At 58.5% G+C, this 15,427-nt stretch carries 11 protein-coding genes and 2 rRNA genes (1 of these 13 cut by a window edge); 9 read left to right on the top strand and 4 right to left on the bottom strand.

Annotated features, from left to right (window positions below):
- The 3 genes from BDB13_RS03905 to BDB13_RS03895 form a co-directional block, all read left to right on the top strand.
- A 23S ribosomal RNA gene (locus BDB13_RS03905) occupies positions 1–1,222 on the top strand (it extends 1,911 nt beyond the left edge of the window).
- Between the two features lie 152 nt (positions 1,223–1,374).
- Positions 1,375–1,491, top strand: a 5S ribosomal RNA gene (gene rrf, locus BDB13_RS03900).
- Positions 1,492–1,734: 243 nt separating this feature from the next.
- Positions 1,735–3,159 (top strand): aldehyde dehydrogenase family protein, encoded by a 1,425-nt coding sequence (locus BDB13_RS03895; protein ID WP_094270494.1) that lies wholly within the window; start codon positions 1,735–1,737, stop codon positions 3,157–3,159.
- A 345-nt stretch (positions 3,160–3,504) separates the two neighbouring features.
- Here BDB13_RS03895 and BDB13_RS03890 read toward each other — a convergent pair whose 3' ends face one another.
- From BDB13_RS03890 to BDB13_RS03880, 3 genes are all read right to left on the bottom strand, one after another.
- Positions 3,505–5,058, bottom strand: coding sequence for an AMP-binding protein (locus tag BDB13_RS03890; protein ID WP_094270493.1), 1,554 nt, complete (start codon positions 5,056–5,058; stop codon positions 3,505–3,507).
- A gap of 43 nt (positions 5,059–5,101) precedes the next feature.
- On the bottom strand, positions 5,102–6,454 hold the full coding sequence (locus tag BDB13_RS03885; protein ID WP_094270492.1) for an MFS transporter: 1,353 nt from the start codon (positions 6,452–6,454) through the stop codon (positions 5,102–5,104).
- Positions 6,455–6,608: 154 nt separating this feature from the next.
- The gene (locus BDB13_RS03880; protein WP_254922700.1) at positions 6,609–7,355 is read right to left on the bottom strand and encodes a FadR/GntR family transcriptional regulator; all 747 of its coding nucleotides are present in this window, start codon (positions 7,353–7,355) and stop codon (positions 6,609–6,611) included.
- 162 nt (positions 7,356–7,517) lie between these two features.
- Between BDB13_RS03880 and BDB13_RS03875 the strand changes: the two genes are divergently transcribed.
- The 6 genes from BDB13_RS03875 to BDB13_RS03850 all read left to right on the top strand — a co-directional run bounded on the left by BDB13_RS03875 (position 7,518) and on the right by BDB13_RS03850 (position 14,134).
- A complete protein-coding gene (locus BDB13_RS03875; RefSeq protein ID WP_094270490.1) occupies positions 7,518–9,203 on the top strand; it encodes an AMP-binding protein in 1,686 nt (561 codons plus the stop codon).
- A gap of 7 nt (positions 9,204–9,210) precedes the next feature.
- Complete coding sequence (locus BDB13_RS03870; RefSeq protein ID WP_094270489.1) at positions 9,211–9,975, top strand: enoyl-CoA hydratase-related protein; 765 nt, start codon at positions 9,211–9,213, stop codon at positions 9,973–9,975.
- Complete coding sequence (locus tag BDB13_RS03865; RefSeq protein WP_094270488.1) at positions 9,972–11,207, top strand: acyl-CoA dehydrogenase family protein; 1,236 nt, start codon at positions 9,972–9,974, stop codon at positions 11,205–11,207. The genes BDB13_RS03870 and BDB13_RS03865 overlap by 4 nt, the downstream gene beginning before the upstream one ends.
- Before the next feature lie 9 nt (positions 11,208–11,216).
- On the top strand, positions 11,217–12,272 hold the full coding sequence (locus BDB13_RS03860; protein WP_094270487.1) for an acyl-CoA dehydrogenase family protein: 1,056 nt from the start codon (positions 11,217–11,219) through the stop codon (positions 12,270–12,272).
- A gap of 176 nt (positions 12,273–12,448) precedes the next feature.
- On the top strand, positions 12,449–12,877 hold the full coding sequence (locus BDB13_RS03855) for a YciI family protein (protein ID WP_094270486.1): 429 nt from the start codon (positions 12,449–12,451) through the stop codon (positions 12,875–12,877).
- A 3-nt stretch (positions 12,878–12,880) separates the two neighbouring features.
- Entirely contained in the window at positions 12,881–14,134 is a 1,254-nt protein-coding gene (locus BDB13_RS03850) for an RNA polymerase sigma factor (protein WP_094270485.1), read from the top strand.
- Positions 14,135–14,211: 77 nt separating this feature from the next.
- Here BDB13_RS03850 and BDB13_RS03845 read toward each other — a convergent pair whose 3' ends face one another.
- On the bottom strand, positions 14,212–15,279 hold the full coding sequence (locus BDB13_RS03845; RefSeq protein WP_176459520.1) for an esterase-like activity of phytase family protein: 1,068 nt from the start codon (positions 15,277–15,279) through the stop codon (positions 14,212–14,214).
- Positions 15,280–15,427 lie beyond the last annotated feature (148 nt).

The raw sequence follows: 15,427 nt of genomic DNA, 5'->3' as shown, positions 1-15,427 counted from the left end.
CCCCCGTAACTTCGGGAGAAGGGGGGCCCTGTTTGGTGACGGAACTTGCTTCCTGAGCTGAGTGGGGCCGCAGAGACCAGTGAGAAGCGACTGTTTACTAAAAACACAGGTCCGTGCGAAGTCGTAAGACGATGTATACGGACTGACGCCTGCCCGGTGCTGGAAGGTTAAGAGGACCGGTTAGTCACTTCGGTGGCGAAGCTGAGAATTTAAGCCCCAGTAAACGGCGGTGGTAACTATAACCATCCTAAGGTAGCGAAATTCCTTGTCGGGTAAGTTCCGACCTGCACGAATGGCGTAACGACTTCTCAGCTGTCTCAACCGTAGACTCGGCGAAATTGCATTACGAGTAAAGATGCTCGTTACGCGCGGCAGGACGAAAAGACCCCGGGACCTTCACTACAGCTTGGTATTGGTGTTCGGTTCGGTTTGTGTAGGATAGGTGGGAGACTGTGAAGCGGTGACGCCAGTTACTGTGGAGTCGCTGTTGAAATACCACTCTGATCGAATTGGACCTCTAACCTCGGACCATGATCTGGTTCAGGGACAGTGCCTGGTGGGTAGTTTAACTGGGGCGGTTGCCTCCCAAAATGTAACGGAGGCGCCCAAAGGTTCCCTCAGCCTGGTTGGCAATCAGGTGTCGAGTGCAAGTGCACAAGGGAGCTTGACTGTGAGACTGACAGGTCGAGCAGGGACGAAAGTCGGGACTAGTGATCCGGCACCGGCAAGTGGAAGCGGTGTCGCTCAACGGATAAAAGGTACCCCGGGGATAACAGGCTGATCTTCCCCAAGAGTCCATATCGACGGGATGGTTTGGCACCTCGATGTCGGCTCGTCGCATCCTGGGGCTGGAGTAGGTCCCAAGGGTTGGGCTGTTCGCCCATTAAAGCGGCACGCGAGCTGGGTTTAGAACGTCGTGAGACAGTTCGGTCTCTATCCGCCGCGCGCGTAAGAAACTTGAGGAAGGCTGTCCCTAGTACGAGAGGACCGGGACGGACGAACCTCTGGTGTGCCAGTTGTTCCGCCAGGAGCACTGCTGGTTAGCTACGTTCGGAAGGGATAACCGCTGAAAGCATCTAAGCGGGAAGCCTGTTCCAAGATGAGGTTTCTCACCCCTTGAAGGGGGTAAGGCCCCCGGCAGACCACCGGGTTGATAGGCCAGAACTGGAAGTCCGGTAACGGATGTAGGTGACTGGTACTAATAGGCCGAGGACTTACCACAAAGAAGCTACGCGTCCACTGTGCGGTATCTGAAACAACACACAGATACCTTGAGAAACTTGTTTTCTCCATCCTCCAACACCATCAGTTTTGGTGTTGACGGGTGGTGGAACCGAGTGTCCAGGGTTGGTTACTGTGACAGTTTCATAGAGTTACGGCGGTCATAGCGAAGGGGAAACGCCCGGTCCCATTCCGAACCCGGAAGCTAAGCCCTTCAGCGCCGATGGTACTGCACTCGACAGGGTGTGGGAGAGTAGGACACCGCCGAACACAATTTACGAGAAGACCCCCAACCTGATGGTTGGGGGGCTTTTTCGTGTTCCGGAACGATTTCAACGATTTCGGAGAGCCGGTCAGGTCCTGGTCTCCGGCCGGCACGGGTGTTCCGAAGTGATATCGTTCCCCCAATTTCGTGTTGAACGGCCCCGTCGTGGCTAGGCTCAGAGCAGGTGCCCCACGCGCATGTGTGCGGTACCCCTCAATTGTGCATGTGTCACGACTACGGAGGCCTCGATGAGCGATATTCTCGACCGCACGAAGATTTATGTCGACGGAGCCTGGATCGAATCGACAGGAACCGGCAGGATCGACGTACTCAATCCGGCGACGGAAGAACTTATTGCGACGGTCGCTGAGGGCACTTCCGAAGATGTCGATGTTGCTGCGGCGGCAGCTCGGGCGGCGTTTCCGTCTTGGTCTGCGTTGACCGGTCCCGAGCGCGCCGAGTATTTGTCCAAGGCCGCTGGTGTTATTGCTGAACGTATCGACGATCTTGCTGCCTTGGTATCGGAAGATATGGGTATGCCGATCGGCTTTGCCAAGCCGGTGCAGATCGGCATGCCACTGGCGAATCTGAACGCATTTGCGGAGTTGGCACGTACCTACGATTTTGATGCCCACGAAGTTGGCAACTCGCTGATTGTCCGGGAGCCCGTGGGGGTTGTCGGTGCGATTACACCCTGGAATTTCCCGCTTCATCAGGTTGTGTTGAAGGTGGGCGGGGCGTTGGCCGCCGGCTGCACAGTGGTTCTCAAACCCACTGAGGTTGCGCCACTTATCTCGTACGCGCTCGCCGACATCTTCGATGAAATCGGTTTGCCGGCAGGTGTCTTCAACCTGGTCAGCGGATACGGTCCCGTTGTGGGTGAGGCAATCGCCGGGCACCCCGAGGTCGATATGGTCTCGTTCACCGGGTCGACGCGCGCCGGCAAGCGTGTAGCCATCGTGGCTGCGGACACCATCAAGAAGGTGTCCCTTGAATTGGGTGGAAAATCCGCGAACGTGATTCTCGACGACGCCGATCTGGAAAAGGCTGTCACCGACGGCGTCGCAAAGTGCTTCCTTAATTCAGGGCAGACCTGTTCGGCTCTGACTCGTATGTTGGTTCCCGCGGAGAAGATGGATGAGGCGGCAGCCATTGCCGCTGCCGTCGCAGCGCATTTCCAGATTGGTGATCCGACACAGCCGACATCGGTACTCGGGCCGTTGGTCAATGCGAATCAGCTCGGGCGAGTTCGTGGATATATCGAGAAGGGTGTGGCCGAGGGTGCCACCGCTGTTGTGGACGGGCGTGAAACCGGTTTGGAGAGTGGATACTTCGTCGGCCCGACGGTTTTCTCCAACGTGACGGAGGATATGACGATCGCTCGCGAGGAAATCTTTGGACCGGTGCTCTCGATCATGGGATACAAGGATGAAGCTGACGCGGTCCGAATCGCTAACGGGACAGAATACGGTTTGGCGGGCGGCGTCTGGTCGGGTGATCCCGATCGCGCGGACCGCGTCGCACGTCAGCTGAGGGCTGGGCAGGTCGAGGTCAACGGCGGCGCGTTCAATACGAATGCTCCGTTCGGTGGTTACAAGCAGTCGGGTGTCGGACGTGAAGCCGGCACATTCGGACTGGAAGAGTTCCTCGAGATCAAGGCAATTCAGCGGTAGACAATGGAAAATGGCGATGCGTCCGTACTAGCTACGGGCGCATCGCCATTGCTATGTCTGGATCAGGGCGTGCGGTCCAAGACCGCACGCGTCTCGACATAATTGAAGAGTCTGGAGAGTCGGCATAGAACAACAGAATCGAGATGCGAACATTCAGTGCGCTGGAAACGGTGCACTGAATGCTCTTGTGGCAGTTGTGGTTTGGAGCCGACTCGCTCGACGGTGGTGGTACCTGCTGGCTCCTACCCGACGAGGTGCTTGATCACGGGCCTAGCAGGAATAACATGGCGAACTGGCCTACATACCACCTCGAGGAACCGGCGTTCAGAGGCTACAGTTCGACCTTCAGTTCGGTCGCGGATTGTGCCCCAGGCGGTTGCGCAGAATGTACTTCTGAATCTTCCCGGTTCCCGTCTTCGGCAACGGTCCGAAGATCACCCGTTTCGGTGTTTTGAAGCCAGGCAGTATCTTTCGGGCGAATGCGATTAACTCCTGCTCAGTGAGTCTAGATCCGTCGACGACAGATGCGTACGCGACGGGCACCTCGCCCCAGCGTTCGTGTGATTCTGCGACGACGGCACATTCGAGTACGTCGGCGTGGCGTTCGAGCACCTGCTCCACTTCCACCGAGGCAATGTTCTCGCCACCCGAGATAATCACGTCCTTGGAGCGATCTCGCAGTTCGATGTAGTTGTCGGGGTGTTGAACTCCGAGATCACCGGTTCGAAACCAGCCGGATCCGAACGATTGACGCGTCGCTTCAGCATCGAGGTAGTAGCCCAGTGCCACTGTGTTTCCGTGTACGGCAATTTCGCCTGTCGTCGTTCCGTCAGCGGGAACGTCGGAGCCGTTTTCGTCCAGAACACGCAGGGGCGTACCTGCGATGTTGCAGTTGCCTTGTCGGGCCTTGAATCGTGCCTGTTCCTCCATGCCCAATGACGAATACTCGGAGGGGAACTCACAGATCGCCGACGGTCCGAATGTTTCGGTCAGCCCGTACAGATGGGTGATGTCGAAGCCGAGATTGCCGAGTTGTGCGAGCAGTGTCGGCGATGGCGGTGCACCACCGGTGCCTACACGCAGAAGTTTGTCGACAGAATGCGCAGCAGGGTGCGAGGCAAGGTCGATCAATACGGTTGGGGCAGCATTGAAACTGGTTATACCCTCAGTGTCGATGAGTTCCCAGATGCGTCCGGCGTCGACCTTGGGGAGGCACACGTGTGTGCCTCCGGCAGCGGTGACGGCCCAGGTGAACGCCCACCCGTTGCAGTGGAACATCGGTAGTACCCAGAGGTGAGCGGTGTCCGTATCGAGTTTGCTGTGAAAGGCCATTGCCATTGCCTGGAGGTAGGCACCCCGATGGTGGTACATCACGCCTTTGGGTCGCCCGGTCGTCCCTGAGGTGTAATTCAGTGCGATCATTGAGTATTCGTCCGCAACCGGAATTTCCAGTTCTTCCGCGTCGATCAGGCGTTTCTCGTACGTTTCTGAATCGAGTGAGAATTCCACTGCCAACTGTTCGGCGAGTTGGTCGAGCGATGTGTCGTACAGGAGGACTGTCGCGCCGGAGTGCTCGATGATGTGCTGGAGTTCGGGGGCCGTCAGTCGTGTATTCAGTGCTACCAGTACAGCTCCCGCCATCGCGGTTCCGTAGTGGGCGTCGAGAAGCATGCGGCTGTTCGGGGCGAGTACTGCGACGCGGTCTCCTGGCTTGACATCGAGTGAAGCCAGGAGGCCGGCGAGGCGCCGGCTGCGCGCCAACCACTGTCGGTAGGTGATTCGGATGTCTCCGTCGACGACAGCGATCCTGTCGGGGAAGAACGTGGCAGAACGCCGTAGGAACGACCCTGGAGTGAGTTGTTCTGTTGTCGCGGGGGCATGGATCGGACGTGCGTGCATCGTGCGGTCTTCCTTCTCGGATCGCTTCCGAAGTTCGATCGATCTATCGAATAGAAAGTGGTGCAACGGTTTCCGCATCAGATGCGGATGAGGTGCGCGATCCGCCGTACGTCGCGGTTCGAATGCTGAACAAGGTGACGATGCCGACCAAGCAGGAGCCGAGAAGGAAATACGCGGGAGAAAGGGAATTTCCGGTGCGATCGATCAGCCAAGTAGCAATGTACGCGGCGGTTCCACCGGTAGCGATGGTCGCGAGGTTGAAACCGAGTGCGACGCCGGTGAGCCTGACTCGGGACTTGAAGAGCGACGGGAAGAGTGGTGCAGTTGCGACCTGGATGAGTGGAGTGCCGAGCGCGAAGACGAAGAACGCCAGACCGGCAACGGCGAGTCCATGGCCGTTCATCAGTGACATGGCGGGATAGGCGAGGATACCGGATCCGATCAAGCCGGCTGCAGCGACGGGGACGCTGCCGAACCTGTCAACGAGGAGTCCGGCGACGGGCATGAGTAGAGCGATGAGGACGATGATGAGTGCCGTCATCCAGGTGACTTGCGTTCTGTCGTAACCACCTTGGCGGACAAGATGGATGGCGACGTAGGTGAGCACCATGTATCCCGTGGCATTCTGTGCTACTCCCAGCCCGAAGACCTGTAGGACTTGCTTGGGGTGAGTGCGGAGCAGTTCTGTGAGAGGCGCCTTTGCGACATCGACTGTTGTTGTGGAGTCAGTGAATTGGGGAGTGTCTTCGATTCGGGTACGGGTCCACAGGCAGAACAGGAGAAGTGGCACACCCAGCAAGAATGGGATTCGCCATCCCCAGCTGGACATTTGGGCATCTGTGGTGAGTGCGGAGACCGTGCCGACGGCGATCGCGGCGAGTGCGAATCCGGAGTTGCTGCCGAGTGCGACGAACGAAGCCCCGAGGCCCTTGCGCTTTGGGCCGACCGTTTCGTACACGTATGTCAGTGCGCCGCCTAGCTCTCCGCCGGCTGAGAATCCCTGCACCAGTCGCGCAACGACAAGCAGAATCGGTGCGAGAATGCCTACCGACTCGTAGACCGGCAGAAATGCCATGAGTAGGCTGCCCGCGCCCATCAGCAGGACTGACAACAGGAGCGCACGTTTCCGTCCGTGTCTGTCGCCAAGGCGGCCGAAGAAGATTCCGCCGATGGGTCGCATGAGGTATGCGGACGCGAATACTGCGAGGCTGGCGAGTAGCGAGGCGGTTGGATCTCCGCCGGGGAAGAACAGGGGACTCACGACTACCGCCAGGTAGGCGTAGACGGTGAGGTCGTAGTACTCGACGATGGTTCCGACTGCGGCGGCGAGAACTCCGCGGCGCCTGGTTTGGTCGAGGGCTCGGGTGTCGGCCTGGGAATTCGTGTGACTTTCCACGAACGTCTCATTTCTATGAGGAAGTGTGAAGGAGAACGTGCGCTCCCCACGAAGTGGGAGTGATCACAGCTCGGAGCGCTTTTCACACCATAACCGCTCGGGCCCTAAATCTGTACATGTTTAGTCGAGTTGGTTGAAATATCCCGCGGAATCGTCACAGTTGCCAGTGCACCGGCTCGGAAATGATGTGTGCGAGGCGCTTGCGGTAGTACTTCGCGGTGTCGTGGACGAAGGCCTCCATTGCATCTCCGGCAGCAGATGCGTTTCGGGAACGCATGGCGTTGAGTACGAGTTGCTGTGCCTCGACGGCGGCGATGCGGGTGACTTCCGGATGTCGTGACGGCTCGGCGTCGCGCACGAGGAGAAGTAGTGTCTCCATGAGAATGCGAAGGACGGGGTTCCCGGACGCCGTGTAGATGATCGTGTGAAACAGTGCGTTCTTCTCGATGAAATTGTCGTAGTCATCGGGACGCGTGCGCATGGTGTCGAGCGCTGACTGCAAATCGTCGAGTTGCTCTTCTGTAATTCGAGGCGTGGCAAGCTGTGCGACCACTGGTTCCAGGGTCAGGCGCGTATCGATGACGTCGCTGAGATTTGCCCCCTCTAGCTGCAGGAACAGCTTCATGGTGTTTCCCAGTGCTTCGAACTGCGGCCGACATGCGACGGGGCCTCCTCCGATGCCGGCGCGGATAGTGACCAGGCCTCGACTTTCGAGGAGGCGGAGTGCTTCACGTACGGACGTGCGTGCAACACCGTATTCGGCAACCATCTCCTTCTCGGTAGGCAGCCTGTCCCCGACCTCGATGTCTCCTCCGAGGATCTTGTCGGCGATTTGGTTGGCAATGCGCTCCGATATTTTCGGTACCCGACTCGGTGCGCTACGGGCGATGTCCTGCGTCATTGTTTCCCCGGTGTTCTCGTCGACAGTTCGATGTGTAGCCGTTATGCGTACAAACCCTACCTAGATTCGAAAGTGACTTGAGTTAAATCTGTACATATTTAGCAAAATCAGCTACTTTGGGCAACGTTCCTTGTATCGACGTACTGCTTCACGGAGGTAAAGATGTGGCCGACCCGCCCACCGACGCCCGAACTGGCCCAGCGCTACCGCGAGTCGGGACACTGGCGGGGCCGGACGGTCGGGCATTACTTGACTCGCGCAGCCGCGCTCTACCCGGATTCTGTGGCGGTAATCGACGACGATGTGCAGTTGACCTTCGCCGACGTCGACCGTGACGCAACCATCCTTGCGGCAGCGTTGCACGACGCGGGTATTGGTGCTGAGGATGTGGTTTCGTTCCAACTCCCGAACAGGGCAGAAGCCGTAGTTGTCTATCAAGCGATCATGAAAGTCGGCGCAGTCGCCAACCCCATCGTTCCGATCTATCGAGGGCGTGAGCTGCGGTTCATTCTTGGGCAGGCGCGAGTATCCGTTGTCTTCATACCCGCGTCGTACCGAGGATTCGACTATGCCGCGATGTACACGCGACTGCTCGGTGACTTGCCGCATCTGAAGAAAGTCGTTGTCCTCGGCAACCCTGAGGTAAGCAATGCCGACGAGCGGATGACGACCTGGACGGACTTCCTGCGCGGATCCTCGGCGGAGGCTGCGAAAGTGATTGCCGCACTCCCTGAGCCGGATCCTGATCAGGTCGCCGTCCTGCTTTACACCTCGGGTACGACTGCGGATCCGAAAGGCGCCTTGCATAGCCACAACACGATCGTGTTCGAAAACCATTCGATGATTGAGTTGTTCGATCTCAATGAGAAGGATGTCATCTTCAATCCGTCGCCGGTCACCCATGTGACAGGTGTGAATTGTGCGCTGACACTGCCCTTTCTGTTGGGAGCGCCCGTAGTGCTGCAGGATCAATGGGATCCCGAAGAGGCGCTGTCAAAGATCACTCGCTACGGCGCCAGTTTCATGATCTTCTCGACTCCGTTCCTTCAGGGGTTGGTCGAAGCCTCCGTTGCGGCGGACCTTCCCACTCCGTCGATCAGATATATCGTGTGCGGTGGTGCTGACATCCCAGACGAGTTGACACGTAGTGCGACGGATCGTCTCGGTACCGTCGTTCGTATGTACGGCGCCACGGAAGGCCCATCCGTGACGTCCGGAAATCGCTGGGATACACAACAATTGCGGACCCGCACCGACGGTCGTATTCTCGCACCTACAGAAGTTTTGATCGTCGACGGCTCCGAACTTTCCGCGGCGGCAGGTTCGGTTGGTGAGGTGTTGTGGCGGGGCCCCGACACGTTCCTGGGGTACCTCGATTCTTCGCTCAACGCTGCAGCGTTCACTGCTGACGGCTTCTTCCGAACTGGTGACTTGGCGCGCTTCGACGAGACGGGTGCAATCCACATCGAGGGTCGGATCAAGGACATTATCAATCGATCCGGAGAGAAGATCAGCACTCACGAGGTGGAGAACCTACTCAGTGAGCATCCCTCCGTCAGGGAAGTTGCTGTAGTAGCTGGGCCGGATGCGACAACCGGAGAACGTGGTTGTGCATTTGTCGTCACCCATGACGGCAAGGATCTGACTCTTGGTGAGGTTTACGAGTTCTTGTCCAATCGCGAGGTAGCCAAACAGAAGATCCCCGAGAGCGTATTTGTCGTTGAGGTGCTGCCGAAAACAGCAAGCGGCAAAATTCAGAAATTCGCGCTGCGCGACTGGACTCGTGATCGAAGTGTAGTTCCGCCGCAGATGGTCGACGTGATTGTCCATTCGGCGTATGAGAAGTGAGGGCTTCATGACAGAGAATATTGTTGTCTCCCAACCGGAGCCGGGCATTGCAGTGGTCGAGTTGGCGCGCGGCAAGGTCAACGCGATCGATCATCGAATGTATGGCGAGATTGCTGATGTCTTCGACGGATTGTCGGACGAATCGACAGTGAAAGCTGTTGTCCTGACAGGACGCGGTCACGTGTTCTGCGCCGGCAACGACCTGAATGACTTTCGTAGCATGGACTCCACGAGTGGCGAAATGCAGATGCGCAATGTTCGACGAGCGATGTTCAACCTCATCGATTGCTCGGTTCCGGTCATTGCTGCCGTCAACGGACCCGCGCTCGGCAGCGGGTTCGGTCTGACTGCATCTTGCGACCTGGTAGTCGCTTCGGTGAAGGCGACCTTCGGGCTTCCGGAGATGAATGTCGGCGTGCTGGGTGGTGGGCGATTCACAGCCCGCATGCTGCCAGAACAGGCGATGCGCCGGATGTTCTTCACCGCGGAAGCCGTCGACGCCCACACCTTGGAACGGTGGGGAGCGCCGATCGAGGTGGTGGAACACGAGGCTCTGATGGAAACCGCGATGGACCGCGCACGGTCTGTCGCGTCGAAGAGTCGTTACGCACTGACTCTGGCAAAAAAATCGTTGAACGGTTGCGAGGGTATGGATCTCAAACGTGGCTATGAGCTGGAACAGAATTTCACCGTCCGGCTATCCGAGCATCCGGATTCCAAGGTTGCAGTCGAGGCGCGGATGGCTGCGCTGACGAATGGGAAGAAACCATGAGTATGGCAACAAGTGAACTCGCTGTGCATCACGACTTGGATGCATTCAGTGACCACGTCAGGGCCTGGCTTGCGGAGCGTCTGGACCGGCACTTGCCGGCAGACGGGACACATAGCCACTCGGACGAGGAACGCTCGTACGCAATTTTTCACAACCGCACCGAAGATGAGGAGCGCGAGCTGCTTGACCGTGGTCGCGCGTGGCAGGCTGAGCGCGTCGACGCCGGTGTCGGTGCGATTACCTGGGGCCCGGAATGGGGCGGACCAGGACTGACAGCCTCTCATGAACGCATCTACGTGGAACTCGAAGGTCAGTTCCGGGCACCGGATCGACACGAAAACATTCTGGTAACGGTGGAACTGATAGCACCGACCATTCATCTCCTAGGTACCGAGGAGCAGAAGAAACGGTTTGTGCCGACGTTTCTGCGCACGGATGAACTGTGTTGCCAACTGTTTTCGGAGCCTGGAGCGGGTTCCGACTTGGCCTCGCTCTCGACCCGCGCAGTGCGTACCGATAGCGGATGGCGAATCACCGGCCAGAAGGTGTGGACTTCGGGCGCACAATTCTCGGAATGGGGACTGCTGATTGCTCGTAGTGACACCGAAGTCCCGAAACATCGTGGCATGACGGCTTTTTTGGTTCCCATGGATGCTCCCGGAGTAGAAGTTCGACCGATCCGTCAGATGTCGGGCGGTTCCACATTCAACGAGGTATTCCTCTCCGACGTTGAATTGCCGGATTCGTTGCGTCTCGGTGAGGTCGGCGATGGTTGGAATGTCACGTTGACGACTCTGGGTTTCGAACGTAGTTCCAGTGGAGGGATCGTATCTGCCGGCGGAAATGCCGCCGACCTGATCGCGCTCGCAAAGCAACTCGGAATTGCCGACGACCCTCTGGTGCGACAAACTCTCGCGGATGTCGTCATACACGAACGGGTCACGGCGATATTCAACGCCCGATACGCGGAACGCGAGCTGGCAGGCCATGTTCCCGGTATTGAGGGTTCTATCGCGAAGCTCGTGTGGACGCAGAATCTCAAACGGATCGGCGACGCGGCGGCGAAGTTCTTGGGACCTCGCATCCTTGCCGATACGGGCGCTCCGAATACCTATGCCTGGACCGAGCATGTGTTGGGCGCACCGGGCTACAGAATCGCCGGTGGATCCGATGAGATTCAGCGAAACATTATCGGCGAACGTGGCCTCGGCCTGCCAAGAGACTCCCGATAGGAGCACAGGATGGTCCTCGAACTGACTCAGGAACAAGAACAACTGCGCGACAGTGTGCGTGCATTTCTTGCAAAGAATATGGAAGACGAAAAGGCACAGTGGCTCGGTCTCACTGAGCTTGGTCTCACTGAGATTCCATTTCCCGAGCGCTTTGGTGGCGCCGGGTTCACGCTTAAAGACACCGCGGTGGTGATGCACGAGCTGGGACGCACGATCGCGAATGTTCCGTACTTCTCATCCGTGTGCCTTGCCGGATTCACGCTATCGGAATGCTGTACGGATGCGGGACGCGCTGCCTATCTGCCCGCTATTGCCTCAGGTGAATGTAAGGCTGCGCTGGTAACCGGATTCCCCTTCACCGATACCGCGATCACAGCCACTAAAACTGATGATGGTCGATTGAATCTCATTGGAACACAAGACTTTGCGGTTGATGGAGCCACAGCCGACCTATTTGTCGTAGTCGCACACGGGGTGAACGGCCTGGAACTAGCGGTGATTGGGGCAGATGCACGAGGCCTCATCTGCACGCCGCTGGAGTCTCTCGATCCCAGTCGTCCGCTGACCAGAATCACGTTCGACAATGCGCTCGGACAGGCGGTGGGTGGCGCGGACTTGCACGTGACATTGCCACGCGCACAGGCCTTAGCGCTCGTAGCGTTGGCATCTGAGCAGGTCGGCGCCGCCGAGGCATGCCTCGACATGTCAGTGGAGTATGCGAAGGTTCGTGAGCAGTTCGGCCGCCCGATCGGGTCGTTCCAGTCGATCAAACACCGCCTCGCAGACATGTTGGTGTCGCTCGAACTGGCGAAGGCGGCAGTCTTGGATGCCGCGAACGCTGACGAAAGATCTACTGATGAACTGACCATCGCGGCAAGCATCGCGCGGGTGATGGCGTCTGATGCTTTCACGTATGCGGCGGAGGAATCCATACAGATCCATGGTGGTCTCGGATTCACATGGGAGCACCCCTTGCACCGGTACTTTCGACGCGCCATGAGCGACGCATTGCTGTTCGGCAACTGCGAGGTGCATCGCGAGGTAATTGCTCGTTCTGTCGTGTAATTTGCTGGAATGTGTCAGGCACTCTCGCTCCCTGTGGCCTCGCGTCATCAGCGGACGTTGACCGCGCACGGGCAACGCTGAAAGATTCTTTTCGGCAAGTGTCGATCTACGACTCGCCCGTTCGACGTGTAGACAGAGGGACCGAATGAGCGGGCCCCAGACGCAAGGAGGACCCCATGAAGTACATGCTGATCATGCGTTCCACGGACCAGGCCATCGAAGCTGCTCAGGACATGGATTTCGACGCGATTATCACGGCGATGGGCCAGTACAACGAGACCCTGATCAAGGCGGGTGTTCTCTTGGCCGGTGAGGGTCTGGCGATGGAAGAGGGATTCATCGTCGATTTCGATGCCGATCCCCCGCTTGTTTCAGACGGGCCGTACGGAGAGACGAAGGAGTTGTTCTCGGGCTTCTGGATCATTCAGACCTCGACCAAGGACGAGGCTCTGGAGTGGGCGAAGCGTTGTCCGCTGGGTCCGGGTTCCAAGCTCGAGGTTCGCCGGGTGTCGGAGATGGAGGAATTCGATCAGAACAACGAGTACGTCCAGAAGGAGGCCGGCTGGCGTGACGAGTTGGGTACCGATCGCCCGGTCACGAGCTGAGTCATGTCTGACGGAGCGGTACGGGCTGCAGTCGAGGCGGTCTGGCGCATTGAATCCGCGAAGATCATCGCTACGCTCACCCGTACCGTCGGGGATCTGGATCTCGCGGAAGATCTTGCGGGGCAGGCGCTTCTCGAGGCAATGGAGCAGTGGCCTGTCTCGGGCGTTCCTCGTAACCCGGCGGCGTGGTTGACCTCCGTCGCTATCCGACGCGCAATTGACGGGTGGCGACGACGGGAACGCCTCGACGAGCGTTACGCGTATTTCGCGCGTGAACTCGAGAACGATGCGAGTCGGTTCGACGACGTCACGTGGGATCCTGACCGCATCGACGATGATGTGCTTCGTTTGATGTTCATTGCCTGCCATCCGGTGTTGAATCGAAAAGCTCAGGTGGCGTTGACGCTTCGGGTTGTGGGTGGGTTGACCACCGATGAGATCAGTAAGGCGTTCCTGACGCCGAAGGCTACGACGGCGCAGCGAATCGTGCGAGCCAAGAAGACGCTCACCGCAGCCAAAGTGGTATTCGAGGTGCCTCCGCGGGAAGAGTTTTCGAGCAGACTCGGCGCTGTTCTCGGTGTGCTGTACCTGATTTTCAACGAGGGGTACGCGGCGAGTTCGGGCACAGAGTGGATGCGTACCGATCTGAGCAGCGAGGCCTTGAGGCTCGCACGCATTCTTGCGGAACTTGTTCCGCAAGAGGCGGAAGCGCACGGTCTGGTGGCATTGATGGAGCTTTCGGCGTCGAGGTTCGGAGCCCGAACAACACCTACCGGGGAGCCAATTCTCCTGGCAGATCAGGATCGCACCCGCTGGGGTCGTACTCAGATCACTCGCGGGCTAGCAGCTTTGGCACGAGCTGACGAGGTGGGTCGAGGTCGAGGACCGTACGGATTGCAGGCCGGTATTGCGCAATGCCATGCACAGGCAGCAACTTTCGAGGAGACCGATTGGAAGAAGATCGTCCTGCTCTACGAAGCGCTCCGGCAACTTGCACCGTCGCCGGTGGTTGATCTCAACCATGCCGCCGCTGTGTCCATGGCGTACGGCCCGGCGCCGGCGCTCGAGTTCGTCGACAAGCTTGTTGCAGCAGGCGAACTCGCCGGCTATCACTTGCTGCCGAGTGTGCGGGGTGAACTGCTGGGAAGGCTCGGGCGAAACGAGGAAGCTCGAGCCGAACTGCTCGAGGCTGCTCGTCTGGCAGGCAATGAACGTGAGCGAGCAGTACTCATCGCGAAGGCGGAGTCACTTTCATGACCTAAATGTTGTCGCTCTGGTCGTAATTGCCGGTGCGCTCACGATCATGTCTGCGTAGGGCGTGTGTCTGTTCCGAACTACTTCACGGCGAGGACGTGGAACATGGTGTGCTGCCCACCCTCTGGGTTGAAGTTGTCATCGGCGGACAGCACCAGGGTCCGGGTGCCGTCGGAAAGCGTTGGACCCCAGGTAATGCCCTCGACGTTGTCGGGGTTGGCGCCGGTATCCGAGAAATCGAACAGCAGTTTCTTGCGCATCGGAGTTTCTGTCCCGTCGAGTTTTTCCTTGCCGATGACTGTTGTCGCGCCTTCGGTGGAGGCCCAGTAGATCTGCACCTCACTGCCCTTCCCCGGTACCGCCCCGCGTTCGATGACGAGATACTCGTTGTTGTCGACGGCCAGTATTTCGGTAACGCCGCGGTCGGCCTTCAGCGTAAAGCCGGTGGGGCTGACCATGTCCGGATATGTACCACTGATCGGTTCGACCGCGTAGATGTACTCGTCGACAACGTCGCCGCCCGCACTGTCGAACATGATTACCCGGGAATCGGTTCCGTTGGTGGGAGAGGGAATCTGGCCATCCTGAACCAGCGAGTTCTCGGTGACGGCGACAATCTTCGAGCCATCCGGTGAGAACGTCAATCCTTCCAACGCAAGGTTGTTGCGGACACCGGTCACCTGGACGCCACTGGCGTCGGCCGCCGGAAGATATTGCGACGATAGTGCATAGTCACGAACGAACTCACCCTGCGCGGTCGCCCGGCGAACGAGCGGTGCGATCAACTTCGACGCGTCGCCTTCGCTGGTGTAAACGATGTCGGTGCTGTCGTGCACACGGCGAATCGACTCCGGATCGACGCCCTTCTTCGGATACGGTTCGCCACCCTGGTCCGCGATGGGCGTCATTCCTGTCACAACCGGTGCGTCCGTGGCGAAGCGGCCGTCAGGACCGAGTGTGAGCTCGAGTGTGTAGAAGCGTGCGGGCCCCTTCTCTGCCCTGTCGTCGCTGATGGCCCAATAGCGTCCGGTGGCGTCGTCGTAGTCGATACCCGAGATCCCGCCGAGTGGCACACCGAACGGAGTCAGACCGTCGGTAACTTGCATGGAGTCAAGGTGAGTGACCGTGAAACCTTCATTGTCAGACAATGTTTCAGTGTTTGAGCACGCTCCGAGCACTAGGAGCAGTGGGATTGCGCCGAGAATATGGCGAGATCGTTGTTGCATGCGGCGACCGTAGAGGCGGAATATTAACGAAACTTGACCACTGCACTACGGATCAGCAAGGTTCCGCGCC

Source organism: Rhodococcus sp. OK302 (assembly GCF_002245895.1).
Classification (GTDB): domain Bacteria; phylum Actinomycetota; class Actinomycetes; order Mycobacteriales; family Mycobacteriaceae; genus Rhodococcus_F.
Note: the sequence above shows the minus strand (reverse complement) of the source record. Positions and strands in the feature narration are given on the sequence as shown.

What these genes read in the sequence shown, in the direction of transcription:
- BDB13_RS03895 (WP_094270494.1), top strand. Translation starts at nt 1,735, where the DNA reads ATGAGCGATATTCTCGACCGCACGAAGATTTATGTCGACGGAGCCTGG.
- BDB13_RS03880 (WP_254922700.1), bottom strand. Translation starts at nt 7,355, where the DNA reads ATGACGCAGGACATCGCCCGTAGCGCACCGAGTCGGGTACCGAAAATA.
- BDB13_RS03890 (WP_094270493.1), bottom strand. Translation starts at nt 5,058, where the DNA reads ATGCACGCACGTCCGATCCATGCCCCCGCGACAACAGAACAACTCACT.
- BDB13_RS03855 (WP_094270486.1), top strand. Translation starts at nt 12,449, where the DNA reads ATGAAGTACATGCTGATCATGCGTTCCACGGACCAGGCCATCGAAGCT.
- BDB13_RS03870 (WP_094270489.1), top strand. Translation starts at nt 9,211, where the DNA reads ATGACAGAGAATATTGTTGTCTCCCAACCGGAGCCGGGCATTGCAGTG.
- BDB13_RS03865 (WP_094270488.1), top strand. Translation starts at nt 9,972, where the DNA reads ATGAGTATGGCAACAAGTGAACTCGCTGTGCATCACGACTTGGATGCA.
- BDB13_RS03875 (WP_094270490.1), top strand. Translation starts at nt 7,518, where the DNA reads ATGTGGCCGACCCGCCCACCGACGCCCGAACTGGCCCAGCGCTACCGC.
- BDB13_RS03850 (WP_094270485.1), top strand. Translation starts at nt 12,881, where the DNA reads ATGTCTGACGGAGCGGTACGGGCTGCAGTCGAGGCGGTCTGGCGCATT.
- BDB13_RS03860 (WP_094270487.1), top strand. Translation starts at nt 11,217, where the DNA reads ATGGTCCTCGAACTGACTCAGGAACAAGAACAACTGCGCGACAGTGTG.